Source organism: Georgenia subflava (assembly GCF_009193155.1).
Lineage (GTDB): Bacteria > Actinomycetota > Actinomycetes > Actinomycetales > Actinomycetaceae > Georgenia > Georgenia subflava.
Genome location: NZ_VUKD01000003.1, coordinates 504,232 through 526,698, shown reverse-complemented (window position 1 = coordinate 526,698; position 22,467 = coordinate 504,232). Strand labels below are relative to the sequence as shown.

Sequence of the window (22,467 nt, the reverse complement as noted above, 5' to 3'; positions counted from 1 at the left end):
TGACGGACCGCCTGACGGACCGCGCACCCCCGGTGCACGACACGCACGACCAGCCGCGCGTGAGCGCGACAACAGGTGGCGCCCCGTGCACAACCGCACCGCGAAGACGTACGCTGCATCAGGAACAAGGCGGCGCCCGGCCGAGTTGTCATCTCAGACGGCCGTCCCACGACGAAGCGGAGAAACCCATGAGCGAGACCACCGAGCAGATCACCACGCACGCCGTGGAGCTGACCGACGTCGCAGCCACCAAGGTCAAGACCCTGCTCGAGCAGGAGGGCCGCGACGACCTGCGTCTGCGGGTGGCCGTGCAGCCCGGCGGCTGCTCGGGCCTGATCTACCAGCTCTACTTCGACGAGCGGCTCCTCGACGGTGACGCGGTCCGCGACTTCGGCGGCGTCGAGGTCATCGTCGACCGGATGAGCGTGCCCTACCTCGAGGGTGCCACCATCGACTTCGCGGACACGATCGAGAAGCAGGGCTTCACGATCGACAACCCGAACGCCGGCGGATCCTGCGCCTGCGGCGACTCCTTCCACTGATCGGTCCGGCGAGCCCCGCTCGCCCGCGCGGCCCCGCGCCGGTCCCGACCGGCCGGGGCCGTCGCTCTGCCCGGTCCCACCTTCCTGAACCTGCACCTGCCTGGAGCTCTCTGTGCGTCGTCGCCCCACCGTCCTGACCGCCCTCGCCGCCGCCGCGGCCCTCACTCTCGCGTCGTGCTCCGGTGGCGCGCAGGACGAGCCGACCGAGGGCGCGGAGACCAGCACCGCCGCGGCGGAGGCCACCCCCGCCGGAACCGAGCTGCCCACCGTGGAGGGTGCGTTCGGCGAGGAGCCGACCATCACCTTCCCCGGCACCGGTGCGCCCGCCGACCTCCAGGTCGAGGTGCTCGAGGAGGGCGACGGCACGGAGGTCGGCCCGGACGACTACGTGGTGGCGAACTATCACGGCCAGGTCTGGGACGGCGACGTCTTCGACAGCTCGTTCGAGCGCGGCGCGGCCACCGGGTTCGGCCTGAACAACGTCATCCAGGGCTGGAAGGACGGGCTGACCGGCACGCAGGTCGGCGACCGGGTGCTGCTGTCGATCCCCGCCGAGCTCGGCTACGGCGACTCGCCGTCGGGCGACGTCATCCAGCCGGGGGACACCCTCGTGTTCGTCGTCGACGTCGTCGACACCTTCGCGCCGGACGCGAACGGGCAGGCCGACGCCGTCCCGGTGGAGCCGGCACCCGAGCTCCCGGTGATCATCGAGGGCGGGCTCGGCGAGCCCGCGACGATCTCGGTCGAGGAGGGCGCCCCGGAGCCCACGGAGCCGGTCGTGGAGACCCTGGCCACCGGCACCGGAGAGCCGGTGCCGGCCACCGCCGGCGCGTCGGTGGTCGTGCAGTTCGCCGAGTCGCTGTGGGACAACAGCCAGCAGTCCTCCACGTGGGCCACCAGCGGCGCGACGGCCGTGCCGATCGGCCAGGGCACGGTGTTCGACCTCCTCGCGGACATCCCCGTCGGGTCCCGCGTCGCGTTCCTGGTGCCCGGCGCCCCCGCCACCGACACCGCCGAGGCCCAGCCCTCCGTGGCCGCCGTGGTCGACATCCTCGGGGCGGTCCCCGCGCCGGAGGCCGGCTGACCGCCGCAGTACGACAGGTCCGGCACAGCCCCGGTCCGGTGCCCGTCACGGGTGTCGGTCGCCGGGGCTGTGGCGTGCCGCACACCCGCGTCGCGGACGTGACGGACAAATCGGACGATCCGGCACGATCGACCTGACGATCCGCCACGATCGATCTGACGATCCGTCAACATCCGACGTCCGCACCGGCGAGCGTGGGCGTCCTCGCGCCGGGTTCACCGGTAGGGTGAGCGCGGAGGACGACGGTCCTGGCTCTGCGCGCGCCACCGGGCGACGGCGCAGGCCGCAGGCGCCGGAGATCTCCACCCGTAGGACTCAGCACAGCACCGCGTCGGAAGGTCAATCCCGTGCGTACCCCGTCTCTCAACCAGGGCAGGCGCCCCGTCGTGCGATCCCTCGCGCTCGCCGGCCTGGTGGCCCTCGTCGTCGCCGCCTGCGCGCCGGCGGACCAGTTCCCCAGCGAGCCCGGCAAGGGGGTCGACGTCGGCTTCCTGCCCAGCGACCACGGGATCACCGACCGCACGGGCGGCCTGATCGACCTGTGGAACGGCTCCTGGATCGCCGCGCTGGCCGTCGGTGCCGTGGTGTGGGGCCTGACCATCTGGTGCATCGTCGTCTACCGCAAGCGCAAGAACGACGACCAGCTCCCCGTCCAGCTGCGCTACCACGTGCCGCTCGAGCTCATGTACACCGTCATCCCGATCCTCATGATCGGTGTCCTGTTCTTCTTCTCCACCAAGGTCACGGGCGAGTTCCAGGACGTCAGTGCTGAGCCGGACGTCGAGATCGAGGTCTACGGCAAGCAGTGGAGCTGGGACTTCAACTACCTGAGCGACGACGTCTACTTCTCGGGCGAGCGTGTCCAGCTCACCGGTGAGGTGGGCGTCGAGGAGACCCTGCCGACCCTGTACCTCCCGGTGGACGAGACGGTCGAGTTCACGCTGAAGTCCCGCGACGTCGCGCACTCCTTCTGGATCCCCGCCTTCCTGTACAAGGTGGACCTCATCCCCGGCCGCACGAACACCTTCCAGGTGACCCCGGAGCGCGAGGGCACCTACTCGGGCAAGTGCGCCGAGCTGTGCGGCGAGTTCCACTCCGAGATGCTCTTCAACGTCGAGGTCGTCGACCGTGCGACCTACGACGACGAGATGGCCGCGCTGCGCGAGGCCGGCCAGACCGGGCGCCAGGGCGACGAGCTCAACCGCCAGTACCACGTCGCTGAGGAGGACCTGAACTGATGGCGACCACCGTCGAGACCGCACCGGAGGTCGTCCCCGGGCTGCGCCCCCAGCGCCAGAGCCTGGGCCGGATCATCGTCTCGTGGATCACCTCCACGGACCACAAGGTCATCGGGTACATGTACCTGATCACCGCCTTCATCTTCTTCATGGTCGGCGGGCTGATGGCGCTGCTGGTGCGCGCCGAGCTCTTCGAGCCGGGCATGCTGCTGCAGTCCATGGAGCAGTACAACCAGCTGTTCACGATGCACGGCACGATCATGATGTTCCTGTTCGCGACGCCGCTGTTCACGGCGTTCGGCAACATCCTCGTGCCGCTGCAGATCGGTGCGCCGGACGTCGCGTTCCCGCGGCTGAACATGTTCGCCTTCTGGCTGTTCTCCCTGGGCGGCCTGGTGACCGTCGCAGGTTTCCTGACCCCGAAGGGTGCGGCGAGCTTCGGCTGGACCGCCTACTTCCCGCTGGCGAACGCGACGTTCTCACCGGGACTCGGCGGCGACCTGTGGGTCCTCGGCCTGGCGATGACCGGCTTCGGCACGATCTTCGGCTCGGTGAACTTCATCGCGACGATCATCACCATGCGCGCCCCGGGCATGACGATGTTCCGGATGCCGATCTTCACCTGGAACATCCTCATCACCTCGATCCTCGCGCTGATGGCCTTCCCGGTGCTGGCGGCCGCGCTCTTCGGCATGGTGGTGGACCGGTCCCTGGGTGGCCAGGTCTTCAACCCGGAGGCCGGGGGTGCGCTGCTGTGGCAGCACCTGTTCTGGTTCTTCGGCCACCCCGAGGTCTACATCATCGCCCTGCCGTTCTTCGGGATCGTCTCCGAGGTCATCCCGGTCTTCTCCCGCAAGCCGATGTTCGGCTACAAGGGCCTGGTGTTCGCGACCATCGCGATCGCTGCCCTGTCGGTGACCGTGTGGGCGCACCACATGTTCACCACGGGCGGGGTGATGCTCGAGTTCTTCTCGCTGATGACCATGCTGATCGCGGTGCCCACCGGCGTGAAGTTCTTCAACTGGGTCGGCACCATGTGGCGCGGCAAGCTCACGTTCGAGACGCCGATGCTGTTCTCGCTCGGCTTCCTCGTGACGTTCCTGTTCGGCGGGCTGACCGGGATCATCCTGTCCAGCCCGGCGATGGACTTCCAGGTGCACGACACCTACTTCGTCGTCGCCCACTTCCACTACGTCGTGTTCGGCACCGTGGTGTTCGCGATGTACTCCGGCTTCTACTTCTGGTGGCCGAAGTGGACCGGCCGGATGCTCGACGAGCGGCTGGGCAAGATCAACTTCTGGCTGCTGTTCATCGGCTTCCACACCACGTTCCTCGTCCAGCACTGGCTGGGCGTGCAGGGCATGCCGCGCCGCTACCCGGACTACATGCCCGAGGACGGCTTCACGCTCTACAACCAGATCTCCACGGTCGGCGCGGTCATCATCGCGCTGTCCACCCTGCCGTTCCTGTGGAACGTCTACGTCACCCAGCGCGGCCCGCGCACGGTCTTCGTGGACGACCCGTGGGGCTTCGGCAACTCCCTGGAGTGGGCCACGGCCTCTCCGGTCCCGCGGCACAACTTCACGTCGCTGCCGCGCATCCGGTCCGAGCGCCCGGCGTTCGACCTGCACCACCCCGAGGTCGCGGCGATGGATCACCCCGAGCCGAACCGCGACCTGCTCGACTCGCTCTACGCCAGCCCGGAGGCCAAGGGCCGCCAGCAGGTGCTGCAGCAGCGCGTCGAGCGCAACGACGAGGAAGGGACCCAGCGATGAGTCACGGACACGGTGACGTTCCGGAGCAGGTGAAGCCGCTGCGCGTCGAGGCGTGGCTGTTCAGTGCCGGCGTCGCGTTCTTCGTACCGATCGGCCTGATCTACGGCTACGTGGCCGACTGGGAGGCGGTCGGCACGGTGGGCTTCCTGCTCCTGGGCGGCATGTTCGCCCTCGCCGGCGGCTACATGTGGATCACGGCCCGGCGCATCGACATCCGGCCGGAGGACACCCCCACCGCGGACATCGAGGACCGGGCCGGCGAGGTCGGGGTGTTCTCCCCGCACAGCTGGTGGCCCCTCGTGCTCGGGGTCGCCGTGACGCTGGCGTTCGCCGGCATCGCGATCGGCTGGTGGATGACCGGTCTCGGCTTCGCCGTCGGGATCGTCGGTCTCGTCGGCCAGCTGTTCGAGTTCTCCCGCGGGCAGCACGTGCACTGAGCAGGCACCTCGGCCGACGAGGAGAGGGGCCCGGACATCTCGATGTCCGGGCCCTTCGCCGTCCTTGGCCCGGCACGACGACGAGCGGGCGGCACGGTGCTGCCCGACGCCTGAGGGTGGCGTCGCACCCGCACCGGCACGACGAAGCCCCCGGACCTCAGGGTCCGGGGGCTGACGGTCGAACGGCGGCGGTGCGGGGCGCAGACCGCGTCTCAGGCGCTCCTGAGGGCTTCCGGGCCGTCCCGCCGCGTCACGGGGTCGACAGCGCTCAGGCGGAGACGATGAGCCCGCCGGCCTGGCTGGTCGCGACCGACAGGCGCGCGGCGACGTCCTGCCAGTTCACGATGTTCCAGAACGCCTTGACGTAGTCGGCCTTGACGTTGAGGTAGTCGAGGTAGAACGCGTGCTCCCACATGTCCAGCATCAGCAGCGGGATGGTGCCGACCGGCACGTTGCCCTGCTGGTCGAACAGCTGGAAGATCACCAGCTTGCCGGAGACCGAGTCGTACGCGAGCACGGACCACCCGGAGCCCTGGATCCCGGTGGCGTTCGCGGTGAAGTGCTTGACGAACCCGTCGAAGGACCCGAAGGAGTCCTTGATGGCCTCGGCGACCTCGCCCTCGGGCTCGCCGCCGCCCTCGGGGGAGAGGTTCTTCCAGAAGATGCTGTGGTTGATGTGACCGCCGAGGTTGAAGGCGAGGTTCTTCTCGAGCAGGTTCACCGCACCGAGGTCACCGCTCTCGCGCGCCTCGGCCATCTTCTCCAGCGCGGTGTTGGCGCCGTCCACGTACGTCTTGTGGTGCTTGTCGTGGTGCAGCTGCATGATCTTGCCGCTGATGTGCGGCTCGAGCGCGCTGTAGTCGTAGGGAAGGTCGGGGAGCGTGTACACGGCCATGAATGGTCCTCCTGGCGTCTCGGGCGGTGCCGCTGCTGGCACCGCGTTGCTCGGTCGATCGGGGATGAACCCGCTCACATGGTCCAACCTAATCCGTCCGCTTCTGTTCCCGCTCGTCCAGACTGTGGCGGGCGCGTCCAGGGGGTCGGCGCGCCGCGAGGATCCCGCTCGGACGACCGCTCACCGGCTGCCGGGACGTGCGCGGTGAGCGGAAGAGGTGGCGCGGAGGTGAGGAGAGGCGCTGGGGGTGGTGCGGACATACGCGATGAGAGGCGCGGGGGTGGTGCGGACATGCGCGATGGGGGGCGCGGGTGTGGTGAGGACATGCGCGATGGGGGGGCGCGGGTGTGGTGAGGACATGCGCGACCAGAAGTGTGGTGAGGTTTCGGTGCAGCATCCGCACCGAATCCTCACCACACCTGTGCTCCGACAGTGGGCGCGACACATGCCTACAGTGAGCGCGGCGGACCCGACGGCCGCGAGCCACCGTCCTGACCGAACGACGACGAGGGCGGGCCCTGGGTAGGGCCACACCGAACGACGACGAGGGCCGGCCCTGGGCAGGACCACCGACCGAACGACGACGGCCGGCCCTGGGTAGGGCCGGCCGTCGCCGGGAGAGCGTCGCGTCGTCTGCCGGGTCAGCGCCGCTCGGACCGTGCCAGGGTGGCCACGGAGCCGCCGCGGGCCGACTCCTCGTCGCCGCTGCCGTGCGTGGTCGTGGGGAAGTGGTCCAGCGCCACCGCGCCACCGTGGATGCCCTCGGCGTGGTGACCGGTCTCCTCGATCTGCGGGTGGTGCCCGGCGGCCGCGAGCTCGGCCGGCGTGACCGGCTCGACACGGTCCTCGTAGAAGAACTGCGAGAGCTTCTGCCGCACCGCGTCGATCCGGTACCCGGGCCGGTCCACACCGTTCCGGTCCGTCGCGGGCTCGATCTCGATCGGGCGGTGCGGCTCGTGGGCGACGAGGATCCAGCGCTCCTCGTCGGTGAGCGGCTTGTGTACCTCCATGAACGCGCCGTTGGCGAGCTGGACGACCCGGCCGGTCTCGTGCCCGTGCAGGGCCAGCTCGCGGTCCCGCCGCTGCAGGCCGAGGCAGATCCGCTTCGTCACGATGAACGCCACGACCGGGGCGACGAAGAACAGGATCCGGAACGCCCAGGTGATGTCGTTGATCGACAGGTCGAAGTGCGTCGCGATCAGGTCGTTCGACCCGGCCAGCACGAGGATGCCGAACGCCGTCAGATAACCCACGCCGAGGCCAGTCCGGACCGGCACGTTGCGCGGGCGGTCGAGGATGTGGTGCTCGCGCCGGTCGTTGGTCGCGGCCGCCTCGATGAACGGGTACAGGGCCAGGAAGGTGAACAGCAGGCCCGGGATGACCACGCCGGGGATGAGGATGTTCAGCGACAGCGTGTAGCCGCCGATGACGATCTCCCAGCCCGGCATCAGCCGCAGCGAGCCCTCGAGGAAGAGCATGTACCAGTCCGGCTGCGCGCCGGCGGAGACGGGGGAGGGGTCGTACGGGCCGTAGTTCCAGACGTTGTTGATCGCCATGAAGGCGCCCATCATCGCCAGGAACCCGAAGACGATGAAGAAGAAGCCGGCCATCTTGACGGCGTACACCGGGAACGCCGGGTAGCCGACCACGACCTTGTTCGACCGGCCGACACCGGGGTACTGGGTGTGCTTGTGCACGACCATGAGGATCAGGTGCACGGTCACCAGCGCGACGATGGCGGCGGGGACCAGCAGGATGTGCACGGTGAACAGCCTGGGGATGATGTCGGTGCCGGGGAACTCGCCGCCGAACAAGCCGTAGCTCGCGTAGGAGCCGATGATCGGGATCGACTTGGCGACGCCGTCGGCGATGCGCAGGCCGTTGCCGGAGAGCACGTCGTCGGGGAGGGAGTAGCCGGAGAAGCCCGCGGCCAGGCCCAGGATCATCAGGGTGAAGCCCACGAGGTAGTTGATCTCGCGCGGCTTGCGGAAGGCGCCGGTGAAGAAGATCCGGAAGGCGTGGGTGACGATCGCCGCCATGAACAGCAGCGCGGCCCAGTGGTGCATCTGCCGCATGAGCAGACCACCCTTGACCTCGAAGGACATGTAGACCGTCGAGGCGTAGGCCGCGGACATCTCCATGCCCTGGTGGGACACCGGGAGGGCGTCCTCGGGGTAGGTCGTGTGGGTCATCGACGGCTCGAAGAACATCGTCATGAAGATCCCGGTCAGGATCAGCACGACGAAGCTCCACAGCGCGATCTCACCGAGGAGGAAGGACCAGTGCTCGGGGAAGATCTTGCGCGAGATGAACTTCACGACGCCGGCGATGCCGACCCGGCTGTCCAGGACGTCGGCGGTGGCGCCCATCGCCTTGGAGGGCTTGTACTCGCCGGACGGTGACGCCGTGGGTGCGGTGGACGAGATGCTCACTTCAGACGCTCCCAGTAGCTCGGGCCGATCGGCTCGTCGAAGTCGCTGCGGGCGACGAGATAGCCCTCGTCGTCGACGGCGATCGGCAGCTGGGGCAGCGGACGCTTGGCCGGCCCGAAGACCACCTTGGCCTGATCGGTGATGTCGAAGGTGGACTGGTGGCACGGGCACAGCAGGTGGTGGGTCTGCTGCTCGTACAGCGCCACCGGGCAGCCGACGTGCGTGCAGATCTTCGAGTACGCCACGATGCCCTCGTAGGACCAGTCCTTGCGGTTGTCCGGCTCCTTCAGCAGGGTCGGGTCGAGCCGCACCAGGAGGACGACGGCCTTCGCCTTCTCCTCGTAGAAGTGCTCCGCCTCGTTGAGGCCGTGCGGGATGACGTGGAAGACCGAGCCGATGGTGACGTCGGCGGCCCGGATCGGCGTGTCGGTCGGGTCGATGGCCAGCCGGCGGCCGAGACCGCCGTCGGGCAGCTGGCCGGAGAACTCCTCCGGCGTCTCGCCCCAGAGGGTGTGCCGGAACTTGCTGACGTTCCAGTCGTCGCCGAGGTTGCCGACGAGCGGGACCAGGAACGGCAGCGGGGCCAGCGCGGCGGCGCCGGCGACGGCGCCCTTGAGCACCGGTCGACGCCCGATGCCGGAGTCCTCGACCCCGTGCTTCATCATGGCGGCGGCGGTGGCGCGGGTCTCGTCGGAGGAGCGCTGGGGGTGTCGCTCCTCGATGTACTCCACGGTCGACATCAGCGACTTGGCCCAGTGGATCGCCGCCACGCCGATGCCGAGCATGCCCAGGCCGAGCCCGACCCCGAGGACGAGGTTGGAGAGGCGGACGTTGCCCAGGGTGCTGTCGAGCGGGATCGCGAAGTACCCCACCACGGCGGCGATCGAGCCCAGGACGGAGATGCCGAAGAGGATGGCGATCTGGAGCTCGACCCGCTTGGCGGCCCTCGGGTCCTTGTCCGAGAGCCGGCCGCGGTGCTCCTCGAGCCCCGGGTTCTCGAAGAGCTCGGGCTGCTGCGCCGCAGGGGGCGCGAGGTGCTGCTCAGTGCTCACGACGACTTCGCTCCGATCCACACGGCGGCGCCGATGAGGCCGCCGATCCCCACGATCCACACCCACAGGCCCTCGGCGACCGGGCCGAGCGAGCCGAGCGTGATGCCCCCGACGGAGGTCTCGCGCTGCTCCACGAGGTAGGCGATGATGTCCTGCTTGCCCTGCGGGTCGATGTTCGCCTCGTTGAAGACCGGCATCGACTGCGGGCCGGTGAGCATGGCCTCGTAGATCTCGGTCGGGGTCGAGTCGTACAGCGCGGGCGCGTACTTGCCCTCGCTCAGCGCACCGCCGGCGCCGACGGCGTTGTGGCACATGGCGCAGTTGGTGCGGAAGAGGGCCATGCCGTTGACCGGGTCACCGCCGGCCGGGTCGACCTGGTCGGCGTCCGGGATCGCCGGGCCGGGGGCCAGGGAGGCGACGTACGCGGCGACCTGGCTGATCTGCTCCGCGTCGAACTGCGGCGGCTTGGCCTCGGCCTGCGGGGAGTTGTTGGCCATCGGCATGCGGCCGGTGGCCATCTGGAAGTCCACGGAGGCGGCCCCGACGCCGATGAGCGAGGGCGCCAGGTCGGTGCCCTCGGCCTCGAGGCCGTGGCAGGTGGAGCAGTTGGCCCGGAACAGCGCGGCACCGGCCTCGACGTCCGCCGTGTCGCCGGTGGTGGCGGTGGCGGGTTTGGGGGCCAGCACGGCGTACAGCGCGCCGGTCAGGATCAGGGCGAGCAGCAGGAGCACGGCCGGTGCGTACCGGCTTCTCCTGCTTGCGGCGAGTGCCTTCACGATGGACGTCCTCGTTCGGGTCGGAGCGGTTAGGGGAAGCTGACGGGCTACTTACTGGACCAGCACGTAGTCCAGGACGTAGATGATGAAGAAGAGACCGATCCAGACGACGTCGACGAAGTGCCAGTAGTAGGAGGTCACGACGGCGCTGCCGGCCTCCAGGTGCCCGAACTTGCGGGCGGTGAACGAGCGTCCGAGGACGAACAGGAAGGCGACGAGGCCACCGATGACGTGCAGCGCGTGGAAACCGGTGGTGATGTAGAAGACCGAGCCGTAGGTGCTCGCCGAGATCGTCATGCCGTGCTGGATCAGCTCGGCGTACTCGGTGACCTGACCGGCGACGAAGACCGACCCCATGATGAAGGTCAGCGTGTACCACTCCTGCATGCCCCAGCGCGCCACGTTGAGCAGCGACCCGGTCCGGCGCCCCTGGAAGCGCTCGGCGGCGAAGACGCCCATCTGGCAGGTGACCGAGCTGAGCACCAGGATCGTGGTGTTCACGAGGGCGAACGGGAAGTTCAGCACGCTGGACGACTCCGCCCACGCCTCCGGCCCCGCGACCGAGCGGTGCGTGAAGTACATGGCGAAGAGGCCCGCGAAGAACATCAGCTCGCTGGACAGCCAGACGATGACCCCGACCGACAGCGTGTTCGGCCTGGTCACCTGCACGACGGAGGTGCTCGGGGCAGCAGTAGATGACGACACGCTGTCATTATGGCGCAGGTCGACCCCGATCTGGCCACTTAGTCCGTGCGCGAGTCCGTGGCCGGCCGACCATCCAGCGCCGTTCCGCCGAAAGGTCCCGCCCGGGTGCGGCCGGTTCCGGCGTGCCCGGTGCCGGATCCGCCGGAAATGTCGGCATCCGGCGTCCCGGACGTGGCCGAGATCACCCTGACGAGGTGCACCGGGTGCCCGCAGGGCGGGAGTACCTCGTCCAACGCGCTCGACGGGCGGGCGGTTCCACCACGGGGCGGGGTCAGCACTACGATGACGGGAAAGGACGGCGGGGTCACCGCACCGTCCGTGCACCGATTCCCCACGCCCGGTCCCACGCCGGTCGTGCCACTGCCCTGGAGGACGACGATGGCCACCACCGAGATCGGCACCGCCCGCACGGCGGACAAGGCGGAGACGGTCGACCTGCTGATCTACAGCGACGACGTCGACACCCGCCGGGCCGTGATGGCCGCAGTGGGCAGGCGACCCGGCAAGGGCCTGCCGCTGGTGCGCTGGACGGAGTCGGCCACGCACGCCGGAGTGGTGAAGAAGGTCGAGGAGGGCGACTTCGCCCTGCTGGTCCTCGACGGCGAGACCGGCAAGGTCGGGGGCATGGCCGTCTCCCGCCAGCTCAAGAACGAGATCTACAACTGCCCGCCGGTGCTGATCCTCACCGCCCGCCCCCAGGACGCCTGGCTCGCGGTGTGGGCGGACGCGGACGCCGTCGTCCAGGCACCGCTGGACCCCGTCGCCCTGCAGGAGGCGGTGGCCGCACTCCTGCGCGCACGCCAGGCACGGTGAGCGCGACGGAGACCGTGGTGCCCGGCGACGCGGCACCCACGTGGTCGGACCTCATCGCCCGGCTGGTGCATCGGGAGGACCTGAGCGCGGCCGAGACGGGCTGGGTGATGGACCAGGTGATGACCGGCCGGACCACGCCCGTCATTCTCGCCGGCTTCCTCGTGGGCCTGAGCACCAAGGGCGAGACGGTCGACGAGCTGCGCGGCCTGGCGGACGCGATGCTGGCGCACGCCGAACCGATCACGGTCTCGCGCGACGTCGTCGACATCGTCGGCACCGGTGGCGACCGGATGCACACGGTCAACATCTCCACGATGGCTTCGCTCGTGATCGCCGGGGCCGGTGTGGGGGTCGTCAAGCACGGCAACCGTGCGTCCACCTCGTCCTCGGGCTCGGCGGACGTGCTCGAGGCCCTCGGGGTGGACCTGAACCTGCCGATCCCGCGGGTGCAGCAGGTCTTCGAGCAGGTCGGCATCACGTTCTGCTTCGCCAACCTCTTCCACCCGTCGATGCGCCACGCCGCCCCCACGCGGCGCGAGCTGCCGGTCGCGACCGCCTTCAACGTCCTCGGGCCCCTGACCAACCCGGCCCGCCCGCGCGCCGGGGCGATCGGCGTCGCCGACGCCCGCACCGCGCCGCTGGTCGCCGGCGTCCTCGCCGGGCGCGGCACGCAGGCGCTGGTGTTCCGCGGCCGCAACGGCCTCGACGAGCTCAGCGCCACCGCCATCAACGAGGTGTGGGAGGTCCGCGACGGCGCCGTCGTCGAGCACACCCTCGACGCCGTCGGCGAGCTGGGCCTCGCCGCGGCGACCGTGGCCGACCTGCGCGGTCAGGACGCCGGCTACAACGCCGGTGTCGCCCGCGGCGTGCTCGCCGGTGACCCGGGGCCGGTGCGCGAGGCGGTCCTGCTCAACGCAGCGGCGGCGCTCGTGGCCGAGGCCTCGTTGCCGGGGACGGAAGCGACCGCGGGCCCGCTGGTCGAGCGGCTCCGGTCCGGGCTCGACCACGCGGCCCGGTCAGTCGACTCCGGCTCGGCCACCGGGCTCCTGGAGCGCTGGGTGGCCCTCACGCGGTAGGGCCTCGTTCGCGTCCATCTCGCAAGCCCAGACGGCGACGGCCCTCGCCCGCCCGGGCCGCTCGTTCAGTCCAGCCCGATGTGGAAAGCCTGCTCGAGGTCGTGGCGCGAGTAGGCCTGGAACGCGATGTACGTCTGCGTCCGGACGACGCCCTCGACCTTCCCGAGCTTGTCGGCCACCACCTTGGCCAGGTCCTCGTGCTGGGCCACCCGCGCCAGGGCGATGAGGTCGATGTCGCCGGTGACGGAGTAGACCTCGCTGATGCCGTCCAGCTCGGCCACCTCCTGGGCGACCTCGGGGATCCGGGCGGCGTCGGCGTCGATCAGCACGATGGCGGTCAGCATGTCTTGGTCTCCTCGGCGGTGGGGTGATCCGTGGCCCGCCGGCGGGCGGGGGAGGACCGGTGCACGCACATCATCCCCTGCCGGGCACCTCGTGTCGCGCAGCCCCGCGCACCGGGCACGCCAGCGGCTCGGGTCCCGGCACGACGTCGACCAGGCGCACGCCTGCCTGCTCCAGCCAGTCGGCGACGAGCTCGCTCTCCTCGACCGGCGCGGCGCCGCAGGCGTCCGCGGGTGGTGGCACCGCCTCGCCGCCGGCCCGCAGCGACGCCACGACTGCCATGGGGTCCGCGCCGTGCGGGCTCACGGCCGTGCCGGCCAGGCGACCGTGGCGGACCAGGACGATCTCCCAGCCGCCCTCGTCGCGCCGGCGGGCCGCGACGATCTCCGGGGTGGTGACGAGCGGTCGCAGCCGCTCGGTGCGGCGGGCGCCCTGCAGCAGGGCGCGGAGCCTGTCCCGCTCCGTGGCGGCCTCCTCGTAGCGCTGCTGCGCGGCCAGCCCGGCGATCCGCTCCCGGATGGTCGCCACGGCCTGGTCGACGTCGCTCGCCAGCGCGGCCCGCACCGGCGCGATGGCGACGGCGTACGCGCGGCCGTCCTGCCCACCGGTGCAAGGCGCCCCGCACCGACCCATCTCGGCGAGCACGCAGGCGTTGGCCCCCGCCCGCGGGACTGCGGGAAGCCGCGGCGTGCACCGTCGCAGCCCGGCGATCTCCTGCAGCGCCTCCATCGCGGCGGTTGCCGAGCCCCGGCTGCTGAACGGGCCGAGCGCTCGGTGCAGGTCCGTGGCGGGCACCCGGCGCACCACGCTCAGGCGGGGGAAGGCCTCGTCGGTCAGCCGCAGCCACGGCCGCCGCTCCGGCCGGCGGGACCGGCGGTTGTACGGGGGGTCGAGCTCGGCGATCTGGCGGAGCTCGCGCACACGGGCCTCCAGGGCGGTGGCGCACGGGACGGTGCGCACCCCGGTGGCGATGTCGAGCATCTCGCCGATGCGGGCACGCTTCTCCGCCGCGGTGAAGTACTGGCGGACCCGGCGGCGCAGGTTGACCGCCGTGCCGACGTAGAGCACCTCGCCGCCCGGGCCGACGAACTGGTAGACCCCGGGGGTGTCGGGCAGGCCGTCGGCCATGCTCACCTTGCGGCGTCGGCGCGCTGGGACCGGGTCCGTCGCGGTGGCCAGGTCCTCCAGGTGGGTGACCCCCAGCGGGCCGACCCGTCCGAGCAGCGCGTGCAGGACGTCGACGGTGGCGCGGGCGTCGTGCAGGGCCCGGTGGTCGGGGGTGACGGCGGTGGAGAAGAGCGCGGCGAGGGTGCTCAGCTTGTGGTTGGGCGCCTCGTCCCGGGTGACGACTCGTCGGGCCAGGGCGACGGTGTCCAGGACCTGCGGGCGCGGCCACTCCAGGTCCATCCGCTCGGTCGCGTGCCGCAGGAAGTCGACGTCGAAGCCGGCGTTGTGCGCCACGAGCACGGTGCCGTGGCCGAGGCCGGCGAACTCGAGGAAGGCCGGCAGGACCTCGGTGATCGGAGGCGCCGCCATCACCATCGCGTTGGTGATGCCGGTCAGCACGGTGATCATCGGCGGGATCGCTAGCCCCGGGTTCACGAGCGTCTGGAACTCGCCGAGCACCTCCCCGCCGCGGACCTTGACGGCGCCGATCTCCGTGATCTCCGAGCCGGCGGGGGAGCCGCCGGTCGTCTCCAGGTCGACGACGACGAACGTGACCTCGTGGAGCGGGGTCCCGATCTCGTCCAGGCCGAGCTGGACCGGGACGCCCCGACCGTCGGCCGCCCGGGTGACGTCGTCGAGCCTCAGCCGGGCGCCGGGTGCGGCGTCGAGGAGGGTGGTGCTGGCCATGGGCGCGACAGTACGGGCGGGCACCCACATATCGGCTGAGCGACCCGCCAGCGCCTCCGCCGTGGCTGCGGTGGCCGAGCACCGCTCGGCACGCGGGCCGGTCGCGGAGCACCTGTCGTGCGGGCCGGTCGGAAGCGCACCTGTCGTGCGGGCCGGGCGGAAGCGCCGTCGTGCGGCCGGTCGGAGCCCACCTGTCCGGGTGCGGCGGTGCCGCCGGACGCACCGCGGGCCCGGCACGTGCGTCGACGTTCCGGGCCCGCGGTGGAGCGTGGCGTCAGGCGGCGCCGGCGCCCGTGGCGCGCGACGCGGCGGCGCCGGCGTAGAACTCCTCCACGGTCTGCGCGTAGTCGGCGAGGACGAGGTTGCGCTTCACCTTCAGCGACGGGGTCAGGTAGCCGTTCTCGACGGTGAAGTCCTCGTCGAGGACGTGGAAGGCCCGCACGGACTCCGCCCGGGAGACCTTGGCGTTGGCCCGGTCGACCGCCATCTGGAGGTGCTCGCGCACGAACTCGTCGCGCGCGGCCTGCTCCACCGTCATCGCCTCCTTGCCGTGGTTGGACAACCAGCCGGGCAGCATCTCGGCGTCGAGGGTGATCAGTGCGCCGATGAAGGGCTTCTGGTCACCGACGACCACGCACTGGGAGATGAGCGGGTGCGCCCGCATCGAGTCCTCGAGCGGGGCCGGCGCGACGTTCTTGCCGCCGGCGGTGACGATGATCTCCTTCTTGCGCCCGGTGATCCGCAGGTACCCGTCCTCGTCGATCGAGCCCAGGTCACCGGTGCGGAACCAGCCGTCGTCGAAGGCCTCCGCCGTCGCCTCGGGGTTGTTGTGGTACCCGCGGAAGACCGGGATGCCCTTGGTGAGGATCTCCCCGTCCTCGGCGATCCGCACGGACGTGCCGGGCAGGGGCGGGCCGACCGTGCCGATCTTGACCTTCTCGGGGCGGTTGACGTTCGTCGGCGCGGTCGTCTCCGTCAGGCCGTACCCCTCCAGGACGATGAGGCCCACGCCCCGGTAGAAGTGGCCGAGCCGCTCACCCAGCGCCGCACCGCCGGAGACGGCGTACTGCGCCTGACCGCCGAGCGCGTGGCGGATCTTGGACAGCACGAGCTTGTCCGCGACGCGGTGCTGGGCCTTGAGCGCGGCCGAGGGGCCGGCGGGGTTGTCCAGCGCCCGCGAGTAGCTGATGGCGACCTTGGCCGCCCACCGGAAGATCTTGGTCTTGAGCCCACCGCCGGTGCGTGCCTCCACACCGTTGTAGACCCGCTCCCACACGCGCGGGACCGAGAGGATGAACGTCGGCCGGAAGGTCGCGAAGTCGGCGACCGCCTGCTTGGTGTCCGGCGTGTGCCCCATCGGCTTGCCGGCCACGAGGACGAGGACCTCCACGAACCGGGCGAAGACGTGGGCGAGCGGGATGAACAGCAGGGTCCGCGCGTTCGCCGGCTGCACGACGACCGCGAGGGCGTCCACGGCCTCGACGCTGAGCAGGACGAAGTTGCCGTGGGTGAGCTCCGCGCCCTTGGGACGCCCGGTGGTGCCAGAGGTGTAGATGATCGTCGCGAGGTCGTCCAGACCGACGCCGTCGTGGCGGGCGGCGAGCTCGGCGTCCGAGACGTCCCGCCCGCGCTCGGCGAGGGTGTCGAGCGCGCCGTCGTCGATCGTGAGGACCTCGCGCAGGTGGGGCAGGCCGTCGTCCTCGGACCGTGCCTGCTCGACGACGGCGGCGTTGTCCGCGGTCTCGGCGAAGACGATCGCGGTGTCGGAGTCCGACAGGATCCAGTGGGCCTGCGAGGGCGACGACGACTCGTAGATCGGCACGGGGACGGCGCCGGCGTGCCAGGCGGCGAGGTCGAGCAGGGTCCATTCCAGGCGGGTGCGGCACATGATCCCCACCCGGTCGCCGGGCGCCACGCCGCTGGCGACGAGCCCCTTCGCGAGCTCCTCCACCCGGGCCAGGGTCCACGCGGCGTCGTGCCGGACCCAGGTCTCGCCGACCTTCTCCTCGTAGAGGACCTGGTTCGGACGCTCACGGGCGTGGTCGACCAGGTAGTCGGTGATGCTGCGCGAGGGGTCGACCTCGACGCGGCGGGGGGTGGTGAACTCTTCCATGCTGTCTCCATCGGCAGTGGGGGGTGTCCGCGCGGCGGTCCGGGTGCCCGCGGGGCCCAGACTATCGGCAGAGTGGCACGGATCGGCGCGGCGCGCGGGCGGTTCGCGACCGTGGGCGCGAGGATCGACGCCAGGGACGGACGACGAACGAGGGGTCATGGACGCGATCGGTGTGGACATCGGCGGGACGAAGATCGCCGCCGGGGTGGTGGGCGAGGACGGCACGCTCAGGGCGCAGACACGCCACGACACGGACCCGACCGACCCCGCGGCCATCGAGGCGGCGGTGATCGCCGCCGTGGCGGAGCTGCGCGACGGCCACGACGTGGGCGCCGTCGGGGTGGCCGCGGCCGGCTACATCAGCCCGCGGCGCGACGGCGTGGTCTTCGCCCCCAACATCGCCTGGCGCGACTACCCGCTGCGGGAGCGGCTCTCGCACGGCATCGACCTGCCGATGGTCGTCGAGAACGACGCGAACGCCGCGGGCTGGGCCGAGTTCCGCTTCGGGCGGGGCCGGCACGTCGAGCACATGGTCATGGCCACCGTGGGCACCGGCCTCGGCGGCGCGATCATCGCCGACGGGCGCCTGCTGCGGGGCGCATTCGGGGCCGCGGGGGAGATCGGCCACATGGAGATGGTGCCGAGCGGGCACTACTGCGGGTGCGGCCACGAGGGCTGCTGGGAGATGTACGCCTCGGGCGCGCCCTGACCCGGGCGGCCCGCGCCGCGGCGGTGGCGTACCCGGACCGGGCCGTCGCGCTGGTCGAGGCCGCGGGCGGCCCCGGCGCGAAGATCAGGGGCCCGCACGTGACGGAGGCGGCCCGGGCGGGCGACCCGCTCGCCGTCGAGCTCTTCCGCGAGCTCGGCACCTGGCTCGGCGCCGGCATCGCCGACCTCGCCGCGATCGTCGACCCCGAGCTCGTCGTCGTCGGCGGCGGGGTCGCCTCCGCCGGCGACCTGCTGCTCGAGCCGGCGCGCGAGTCCTTCCGGCGCAACCTCACCGCCCGGGGGTTCCGCGGGGAGCTGACGATCGAGCAGGCCGAGCTGGGCAACGAGGCAGGGATGGTCGGCGCCGCGGACCTCGCCCGTCACTGACGGGGCCGACCTGGCCGGCACCGGAGCGGTGCCGGCCGAGCCCGACCGGGGACTGCGCCGCCGCCCCCGGGTCAGACGACGGCGCCGTCCCCGGGACCGCTGTCGTCGGGTTCGGTAGGCATCCGCCACAGCAGGAGCGCGACCCCGCCCACCAGGGCCGCGCCGAGCCCGACGAGCACCAGCGTGGGCACGGGGGACCAGAAGATCGCCAGCAGCAGGCCGACGACGACGGAACCCACCACGCCGACCCAGCCGAGCGTCAGCGCCGGGTCGGTGTGGTCCAGCGGCCCCGGGTCGGGTGCCTCGAAGCCGTCGATGCCCGAGGCCGGGTCGTCCTCGTCGTCGTCCTCCGGCGAGTAGTCGCGCGGACCGGGCGGCGCCGGGCGGTGGACCGGTCGGTCGGCGGACTCGGCGGCGCCCACCTCCGGCTCGGGCGCCTCGGGCATCCGCAGCTCGCCGAGCGCGGCCGTCAGCTCCGCCCAGCGGGCGTCCACCGCGGCGTCGTCGAGGGCGTCCCCGGGGGCGTCGTCGCCGTCGGGGGACTCGTCGCGGGTAGGTCCGGCCATGCCGATCACTCTAGAGTGATCGTGTGTTCTACCGGCTGATGAAGGCGACCCTCGGGACGATCCTGCGCGTCTTCTACCAGCCGTGGATCCGCGGCTCCGAGCACATCCCGGCCTCCGGTCCGGCGATCCTCGCCTCCAACCATCTCGCGGTGATCGACTCGTTCTTCCTGCCGCTGATGATCCCGCGCGAGGTCGTCTTCCTGGGCAAGCAGGACTACTTCACCGGCACCGGGATCAAGGGCAGGCTGGTCGCGGCGTTCATGCGCGGCGTCGGCACCATCCCGGTGGACCGGGCCGGCGGCAAGGCGTCCGAGGCGGCGCTCCAGACCGGGCTGCGACGGCTGCGCGAGGGCGGCCTGTTCGGGATCTATCCCGAGGGCACGCGCAGCCCGGACGGCCGGCTGTACCGCGGCAAGACGGGCGTCGCCCGCCTCGCGCTGGAGTCCGGAGCGCCGGTGGTCCCGGTCGCCATGATCGGCACGAACATCGCCCAGCCGATCGGCAAGCGGATCCCGAAGATGCACCGCATCGGAGTGGTCGTCGGCCGGCCGCTGGACTTCAGCAGGTACCGGGGGCTGGAGAACGACCGCTTCGTGCTGCGGGCGATCACCGACGAGATCATGTACGAGCTGATGCGGCTCTCCGGGCAGGAGTACGTCGACGTCTACGCGGCCACCATGAAGAACCGGATCGCCGCCGCCAAGAAGGAGGCTGGCCGGAAGGACGCCGGCCGCGGCGAGCCCCCGACCGTGACGGCGACGTCACCCGTCGGCGCGCCGGGCGGGCGTCCCGTGCCCCCGCACGTCGTCCCTGAGCCCGAGCCGGAGACGACGGCGGCCCCACCGACCGCCTGACGCGGACCGCCTGCCTGGCGCCCCGACCACCACAACTAGGATGGGTGCGGGCCGGCACCGCCGGACGGTGGGGGATCGGCCCGGCCCGCCGGCACCCGTCGGCGGCGCAGCTGAAGAGCTCAACGGAAGGTTCTCGATGTCGGTCCGTCGTGTCGCCCTGCTCACCGCGGGCGGTTTCGCCCCCTGCCTGTCCTCCGCCGTCGGCGGCCTGATCGAGCGCTACACCGAGATCGCCCCCGAGGTGGAGATCATCGCCTACCAGCACGGCTACCACGGCCTCCTGACCGGCACGAAGGTCGTCGTCGACGACGAGGCGCGCCGGCGTGCCGGGATCCTGCACCGCTTCGGCGGCAGCCCGATCGGCAACTCGCGCGTCAAGCTCACAAACGCCAAGGATCTCGTCGAGCGTGGGCTGGTCAAGGAGGGCGAGAACCCGCTGGCCGTCGCGGCCGAGCAGTTGCGGACGGACGGCGTCGACGTGCTGCACACCATCGGCGGCGACGACACGAACACCACCGCCGCCGACCTCGCGGCGTACCTGGAGGAGAACGGCTACCACCTCACAGTGGTGGGCCTGCCCAAGACGATCGACAACGACATCGTCCCGATCCGGCAGTCGCTCGGCGCCTGGACCGCCGCCGAGGAGGCCAGCGAGTTCGCGCAGAACGTTCTCGGCGAGCACCGCTCCGGGCCGCGCCAGCTGATCGTCCACGAGGTCATGGGCCGGCACTGCGGCTGGCTCACCGCGGCGGCCGCCAAGTCCTACCGCGGGTGGCTCGACACGCAGGAGTGGGTGCCGAGCATCGGCCTGAGCAAGGAGCGCTGGGACATCCACGCGGTCTTCCTGCCCGAGCTCAAGATCGACATCGCCGCGGAGGCGGAGCGTCTGCGGGGCGTGATGGACACGGTCGGCAACGTCAACATCTTCCTCTCCGAGGGTGCCGGCGTGCCGGAGATCATCGCCGAGCTCGAGGCGAAGGGGGAGGTGGTCGAGCGCGACCCGTTCGGTCACGTCCGCCTCGACGAGATCAACCCCGGCAAGTGGTTCGCCGAGCAGTTCGCCGAGCTCATCGGCGCCGAGAAGGTCATGGTGCAGAAGTCCGGCTACTTCTCGCGTTCCTCGCGGGCCAACGCGCAGGACCTGCGCCTGATCCAGTCGATGACCGACCTGGCGGTGCAGTCCGCGTTCGAGGGGACCTCCGGCGTGATCGGCCACGACGAGGAGAACGAGGACCGGCTGCGAGCGATCGAGTTCCCGCGCATCGCCGGCGGCAAGGCGTTCGACATCACCCAGGACTGGTTCGGCGACCTCATGTCCGGGATCGGGCAGGACGTCGTGGCTGCCGAGAAGGCCGCGCACTGACGGACTTGTCCGGGGTGCCCGGCCCGCTCCCTGGACGGCGTCCGTCTCACCAGTCGGCGGGACCTATCCTGGGCCGGTGAGTATCGAGGCATCCCAGGAGGTCCTGTCCGGTCTGGAGCGCTGGCGCGAGCTGCCGGCCGCCCAGCAGCCCCAGTGGCCGGACCGCGCCGTCCTGCGGTCCGTCACGGAGGAGCTGCGCCAGTCCCCGCCCCTCGTCTTCGCCGGCGAGGCGGACAGCCTGCGCGAGAAGCTCGCGGCAGCGAGCCGGGGCGAGGCGTTCCTCCTGCAGGGCGGCGACTGTGCGGAGACCTTCGCCGAGTCCACCGCCGACCGGATCCGCAACAAGATCCGCACGATCCTCCAGATGGCGGCCGTGCTGACCTACGGCGCGAGCCTCCCGGTCATCAAGATGGGTCGGATGGCGGGGCAGTTCGCCAAGCCGCGTAGCTCGGAGCTGGAGACGCGGGACGGGATCACCCTGCCGTGCTACCGCGGCGACGCCGTCAACGGCCACCCCTTCACCGAGGCGGACCGCACGCCGGACCCGACCCGGCTGCTCGGCGCGTACCACCGCTCGGCGACCACCATCAACCTCATCCGGGCCTTCACCTACGGCGGCTTCGCCGACCTGCGCCTGGTGCACGAGTGGAACCGCGGGTTCACCTCCAACCCCGCGTACGCGCGCTACGAGGTCCTGGCCGCGGAGATCGACCGGGCGATGCGGTTCATGCGCGCCGCCGGCGTGGACTTCGACGCGTTGAAGACCGTCGACTTCTACTCCTCGCACGAGGCGCTGCTGCTGGACTACGAGTCGGCGATGACCCGCATCGACTCGCGCACCGGCGACCCCTACAACACCTCCGCCCACTTCCTGTGGATCGGTGAGCGCACCCGGCAGATCGACGGCGCCCACGTGGACCTGCTCGCCCGCGTGCGCAACCCGATCGGGGTCAAGCTCGGCCCCAGCACCACCGGTGACGACGCGCTGGCGCTGATGGACCGGCTCAACCCCGACGGCGAGCCCGGCCGGCTCACGTTCATCACGCGCATGGGCGCGGGGAAGATCCGCGACAACCTGCCCGGCCTCGTCGAGCAGGTCACCGCGGACGGCCGTCCGGTCACCTGGGTGTGCGACCCGATGCACGGCAACACCATCACCTCGCCGTCGGGCTACAAGACGCGCGAGCTCGCCACGGTGCTGGACGAGGTGCGCGGCTTCTTCGAGGTGCACCAGGCGCTCGGCACCGTGCCCGGGGGCCTGCACGTCGAGCTCACCGGTGACGACGTCACCGAGGTTCTCGGCGGCTCGGAGAAGGTCGACGACGCCGCCCTGGCCCGCCGCTACGAGACGCTGGTGGACCCACGGCTGAACCACCAGCAGTCCCTCGAGATGGCCTTCGACGTCGCCGAGATGCTGCGCGACCACTGATCGTGAGCTGGGAGCGGGGGGACGTG

At 71.2% G+C, this 22,467-nt stretch carries 21 protein-coding genes; 12 read left to right on the top strand and 9 right to left on the bottom strand.

The features are described 5' to 3' along the window. Window positions 1-188 precede the first annotated feature (188 nt). The 5 genes from GD748_RS12385 to GD748_RS12365 all read left to right on the top strand — a co-directional run bounded on the left by GD748_RS12385 (window position 189) and on the right by GD748_RS12365 (window position 5,076). Window positions 189-542, top strand: a complete 354-nt coding sequence (locus tag GD748_RS12385; protein WP_152195486.1) for a HesB/IscA family protein — start codon at window positions 189-191, stop codon at window positions 540-542. 112 nt (window positions 543-654) lie between these two features. After that, window positions 655-1,626, top strand: a complete 972-nt coding sequence (locus tag GD748_RS20215; protein ID WP_152195485.1) for an FKBP-type peptidyl-prolyl cis-trans isomerase — start codon at window positions 655-657, stop codon at window positions 1,624-1,626. Window positions 1,627-1,973: 347 nt separating this feature from the next. Further along, complete coding sequence (ctaC, locus tag GD748_RS12375) at window positions 1,974-2,864, top strand: aa3-type cytochrome oxidase subunit II (protein ID WP_193312928.1); 891 nt, start codon at window positions 1,974-1,976, stop codon at window positions 2,862-2,864. Beyond that, on the top strand, window positions 2,864-4,639 hold the full coding sequence (ctaD, locus tag GD748_RS12370) for an aa3-type cytochrome oxidase subunit I (protein WP_152195484.1): 1,776 nt from the start codon (window positions 2,864-2,866) through the stop codon (window positions 4,637-4,639). The genes ctaC and ctaD overlap by 1 nt, the downstream gene beginning before the upstream one ends. After that, entirely contained in the window at window positions 4,636-5,076 is a 441-nt protein-coding gene (locus GD748_RS12365; protein WP_319593315.1) for a cytochrome c oxidase subunit 4, read from the top strand. The genes ctaD and GD748_RS12365 overlap by 4 nt, the downstream gene beginning before the upstream one ends. Before the next feature lie 268 nt (window positions 5,077-5,344). Here the strand turns inward: GD748_RS12365 and GD748_RS12360 are convergent, their stop codons facing one another. The 5 genes from GD748_RS12360 to ctaE form a co-directional block, all read right to left on the bottom strand. Further along, entirely contained in the window at window positions 5,345-5,971 is a 627-nt protein-coding gene (locus GD748_RS12360) for a superoxide dismutase (protein WP_152195483.1), read from the bottom strand. Between the two features lie 641 nt (window positions 5,972-6,612). After that, window positions 6,613-8,340: a cytochrome bc1 complex cytochrome b subunit gene (qcrB, locus tag GD748_RS12355; RefSeq protein WP_152195711.1), complete on the bottom strand. Its 1,728-nt coding sequence runs from the start codon at window positions 8,338-8,340 to the stop codon at window positions 6,613-6,615. Window positions 8,341-8,399: 59 nt separating this feature from the next. Next, window positions 8,400-9,455, bottom strand: a complete 1,056-nt coding sequence (qcrA, locus tag GD748_RS12350; protein ID WP_152195482.1) for a cytochrome bc1 complex Rieske iron-sulfur subunit — start codon at window positions 9,453-9,455, stop codon at window positions 8,400-8,402. Then, window positions 9,452-10,231, bottom strand: coding sequence for a cytochrome bc1 complex diheme cytochrome c subunit (gene qcrC / locus GD748_RS12345; protein ID WP_152195481.1), 780 nt, complete (start codon window positions 10,229-10,231; stop codon window positions 9,452-9,454). Before qcrC ends, qcrA begins: the two co-directional genes overlap by 4 nt. A 51-nt stretch (window positions 10,232-10,282) precedes the next feature. Beyond that, entirely contained in the window at window positions 10,283-10,936 is a 654-nt protein-coding gene (gene ctaE, locus GD748_RS12340; RefSeq protein WP_152195480.1) for an aa3-type cytochrome oxidase subunit III, read from the bottom strand. Between the two features lie 378 nt (window positions 10,937-11,314). Here ctaE and GD748_RS12335 point away from each other — a divergent pair, with 378 nt between their 5' ends. Together GD748_RS12335 and trpD are read left to right on the top strand one after the other, a co-directional pair. Continuing rightward, window positions 11,315-11,749 (top strand): response regulator transcription factor, encoded by a 435-nt coding sequence (locus GD748_RS12335; protein WP_152195479.1) that lies wholly within the window; start codon window positions 11,315-11,317, stop codon window positions 11,747-11,749. Continuing rightward, on the top strand, window positions 11,746-12,825 hold the full coding sequence (gene trpD / locus GD748_RS12330; RefSeq protein ID WP_226921267.1) for an anthranilate phosphoribosyltransferase: 1,080 nt from the start codon (window positions 11,746-11,748) through the stop codon (window positions 12,823-12,825). The genes GD748_RS12335 and trpD overlap by 4 nt, the downstream gene beginning before the upstream one ends. Window positions 12,826-12,890: 65 nt before the next feature. Here the strand turns inward: trpD and GD748_RS12325 are convergent, their stop codons facing one another. The 3 genes from GD748_RS12325 to GD748_RS12315 form a co-directional block, all read right to left on the bottom strand. Beyond that, a complete protein-coding gene (locus GD748_RS12325) occupies window positions 12,891-13,169 on the bottom strand; it encodes an Lrp/AsnC family transcriptional regulator (protein WP_152195478.1) in 279 nt (92 codons plus the stop codon). A gap of 70 nt (window positions 13,170-13,239) precedes the next feature. Beyond that, window positions 13,240-15,021 carry a DEDD exonuclease domain-containing protein gene (locus GD748_RS12320; RefSeq protein ID WP_226921265.1) on the bottom strand — a complete coding sequence of 594 codons (1,782 nt, stop codon included), beginning with the start codon at window positions 15,019-15,021 and terminating at the stop codon, window positions 13,240-13,242. Window positions 15,022-15,295: 274 nt separating this feature from the next. Next, complete coding sequence (locus GD748_RS12315; protein ID WP_152195476.1) at window positions 15,296-17,134, bottom strand: AMP-dependent synthetase/ligase; 1,839 nt, start codon at window positions 17,132-17,134, stop codon at window positions 15,296-15,298. A 157-nt stretch (window positions 17,135-17,291) separates the two neighbouring features. On the opposite strand from GD748_RS12315, the gene GD748_RS20335 reads away from it, so the two are divergent. Next, complete coding sequence (locus tag GD748_RS20335) at window positions 17,292-17,843, top strand: ROK family protein (RefSeq protein ID WP_452176688.1); 552 nt, start codon at window positions 17,292-17,294, stop codon at window positions 17,841-17,843. Next, window positions 17,795-18,229, top strand: coding sequence for an ROK family protein (locus GD748_RS20330; RefSeq protein WP_452176687.1), 435 nt, complete (start codon window positions 17,795-17,797; stop codon window positions 18,227-18,229). Before GD748_RS20335 ends, GD748_RS20330 begins: the two co-directional genes overlap by 49 nt. Before the next feature lie 71 nt (window positions 18,230-18,300). Here the strand turns inward: GD748_RS20330 and GD748_RS12305 are convergent, their stop codons facing one another. Next, complete coding sequence (locus GD748_RS12305; protein WP_152195475.1) at window positions 18,301-18,795, bottom strand: hypothetical protein; 495 nt, start codon at window positions 18,793-18,795, stop codon at window positions 18,301-18,303. Between the two features lie 38 nt (window positions 18,796-18,833). On the opposite strand from GD748_RS12305, the gene GD748_RS12300 reads away from it, so the two are divergent. The 3 genes from GD748_RS12300 (at window position 18,834) to GD748_RS12290 (ending at window position 22,441) form a co-directional block, all read left to right on the top strand. Continuing rightward, entirely contained in the window at window positions 18,834-19,649 is an 816-nt protein-coding gene (locus GD748_RS12300; RefSeq protein ID WP_152195709.1) for a lysophospholipid acyltransferase family protein, read from the top strand. 136 nt (window positions 19,650-19,785) lie between these two features. After that, the gene (locus GD748_RS12295; protein WP_152195474.1) at window positions 19,786-21,012 is read left to right on the top strand and encodes a pyrophosphate--fructose-6-phosphate 1-phosphotransferase; all 1,227 of its coding nucleotides are present in this window, start codon (window positions 19,786-19,788) and stop codon (window positions 21,010-21,012) included. A 76-nt stretch (window positions 21,013-21,088) separates the two neighbouring features. Further along, entirely contained in the window at window positions 21,089-22,441 is a 1,353-nt protein-coding gene (locus GD748_RS12290; protein WP_152195473.1) for a class II 3-deoxy-7-phosphoheptulonate synthase, read from the top strand. Window positions 22,442-22,467: the final 26 nt, after the last annotated feature.

Excerpts from the sequence above, each read along its gene's own strand:
- GD748_RS12315 (WP_152195476.1), bottom strand. The coding sequence starts at position 17,134 with ATGGAAGAGTTCACCACCCCCCGCCGCGTCGAGGTCGACCCCTCGCGC.
- ctaD (WP_152195484.1), top strand. The coding sequence starts at position 2,864 with ATGGCGACCACCGTCGAGACCGCACCGGAGGTCGTCCCCGGGCTGCGC.
- GD748_RS12385 (WP_152195486.1), top strand. The coding sequence starts at position 189 with ATGAGCGAGACCACCGAGCAGATCACCACGCACGCCGTGGAGCTGACC.
- GD748_RS12360 (WP_152195483.1), bottom strand. The coding sequence starts at position 5,971 with ATGGCCGTGTACACGCTCCCCGACCTTCCCTACGACTACAGCGCGCTC.
- GD748_RS12300 (WP_152195709.1), top strand. The coding sequence starts at position 18,834 with ATGAAGGCGACCCTCGGGACGATCCTGCGCGTCTTCTACCAGCCGTGG.
- GD748_RS12335 (WP_152195479.1), top strand. The coding sequence starts at position 11,315 with ATGGCCACCACCGAGATCGGCACCGCCCGCACGGCGGACAAGGCGGAG.
- GD748_RS12305 (WP_152195475.1), bottom strand. The coding sequence starts at position 18,795 with ATGGCCGGACCTACCCGCGACGAGTCCCCCGACGGCGACGACGCCCCC.
- GD748_RS12325 (WP_152195478.1), bottom strand. The coding sequence starts at position 13,169 with ATGCTGACCGCCATCGTGCTGATCGACGCCGACGCCGCCCGGATCCCC.
- GD748_RS12320 (WP_226921265.1), bottom strand. The coding sequence starts at position 15,021 with ATGGCCAGCACCACCCTCCTCGACGCCGCACCCGGCGCCCGGCTGAGG.
- GD748_RS12295 (WP_152195474.1), top strand. The coding sequence starts at position 19,786 with ATGTCGGTCCGTCGTGTCGCCCTGCTCACCGCGGGCGGTTTCGCCCCC.
- GD748_RS12365 (WP_319593315.1), top strand. The coding sequence starts at position 4,636 with ATGAGTCACGGACACGGTGACGTTCCGGAGCAGGTGAAGCCGCTGCGC.
- qcrB (WP_152195711.1), bottom strand. The coding sequence starts at position 8,340 with ATGGGCGCCACCGCCGACGTCCTGGACAGCCGGGTCGGCATCGCCGGC.
- GD748_RS20335 (WP_452176688.1), top strand. The coding sequence starts at position 17,292 with ATGGACGCGATCGGTGTGGACATCGGCGGGACGAAGATCGCCGCCGGG.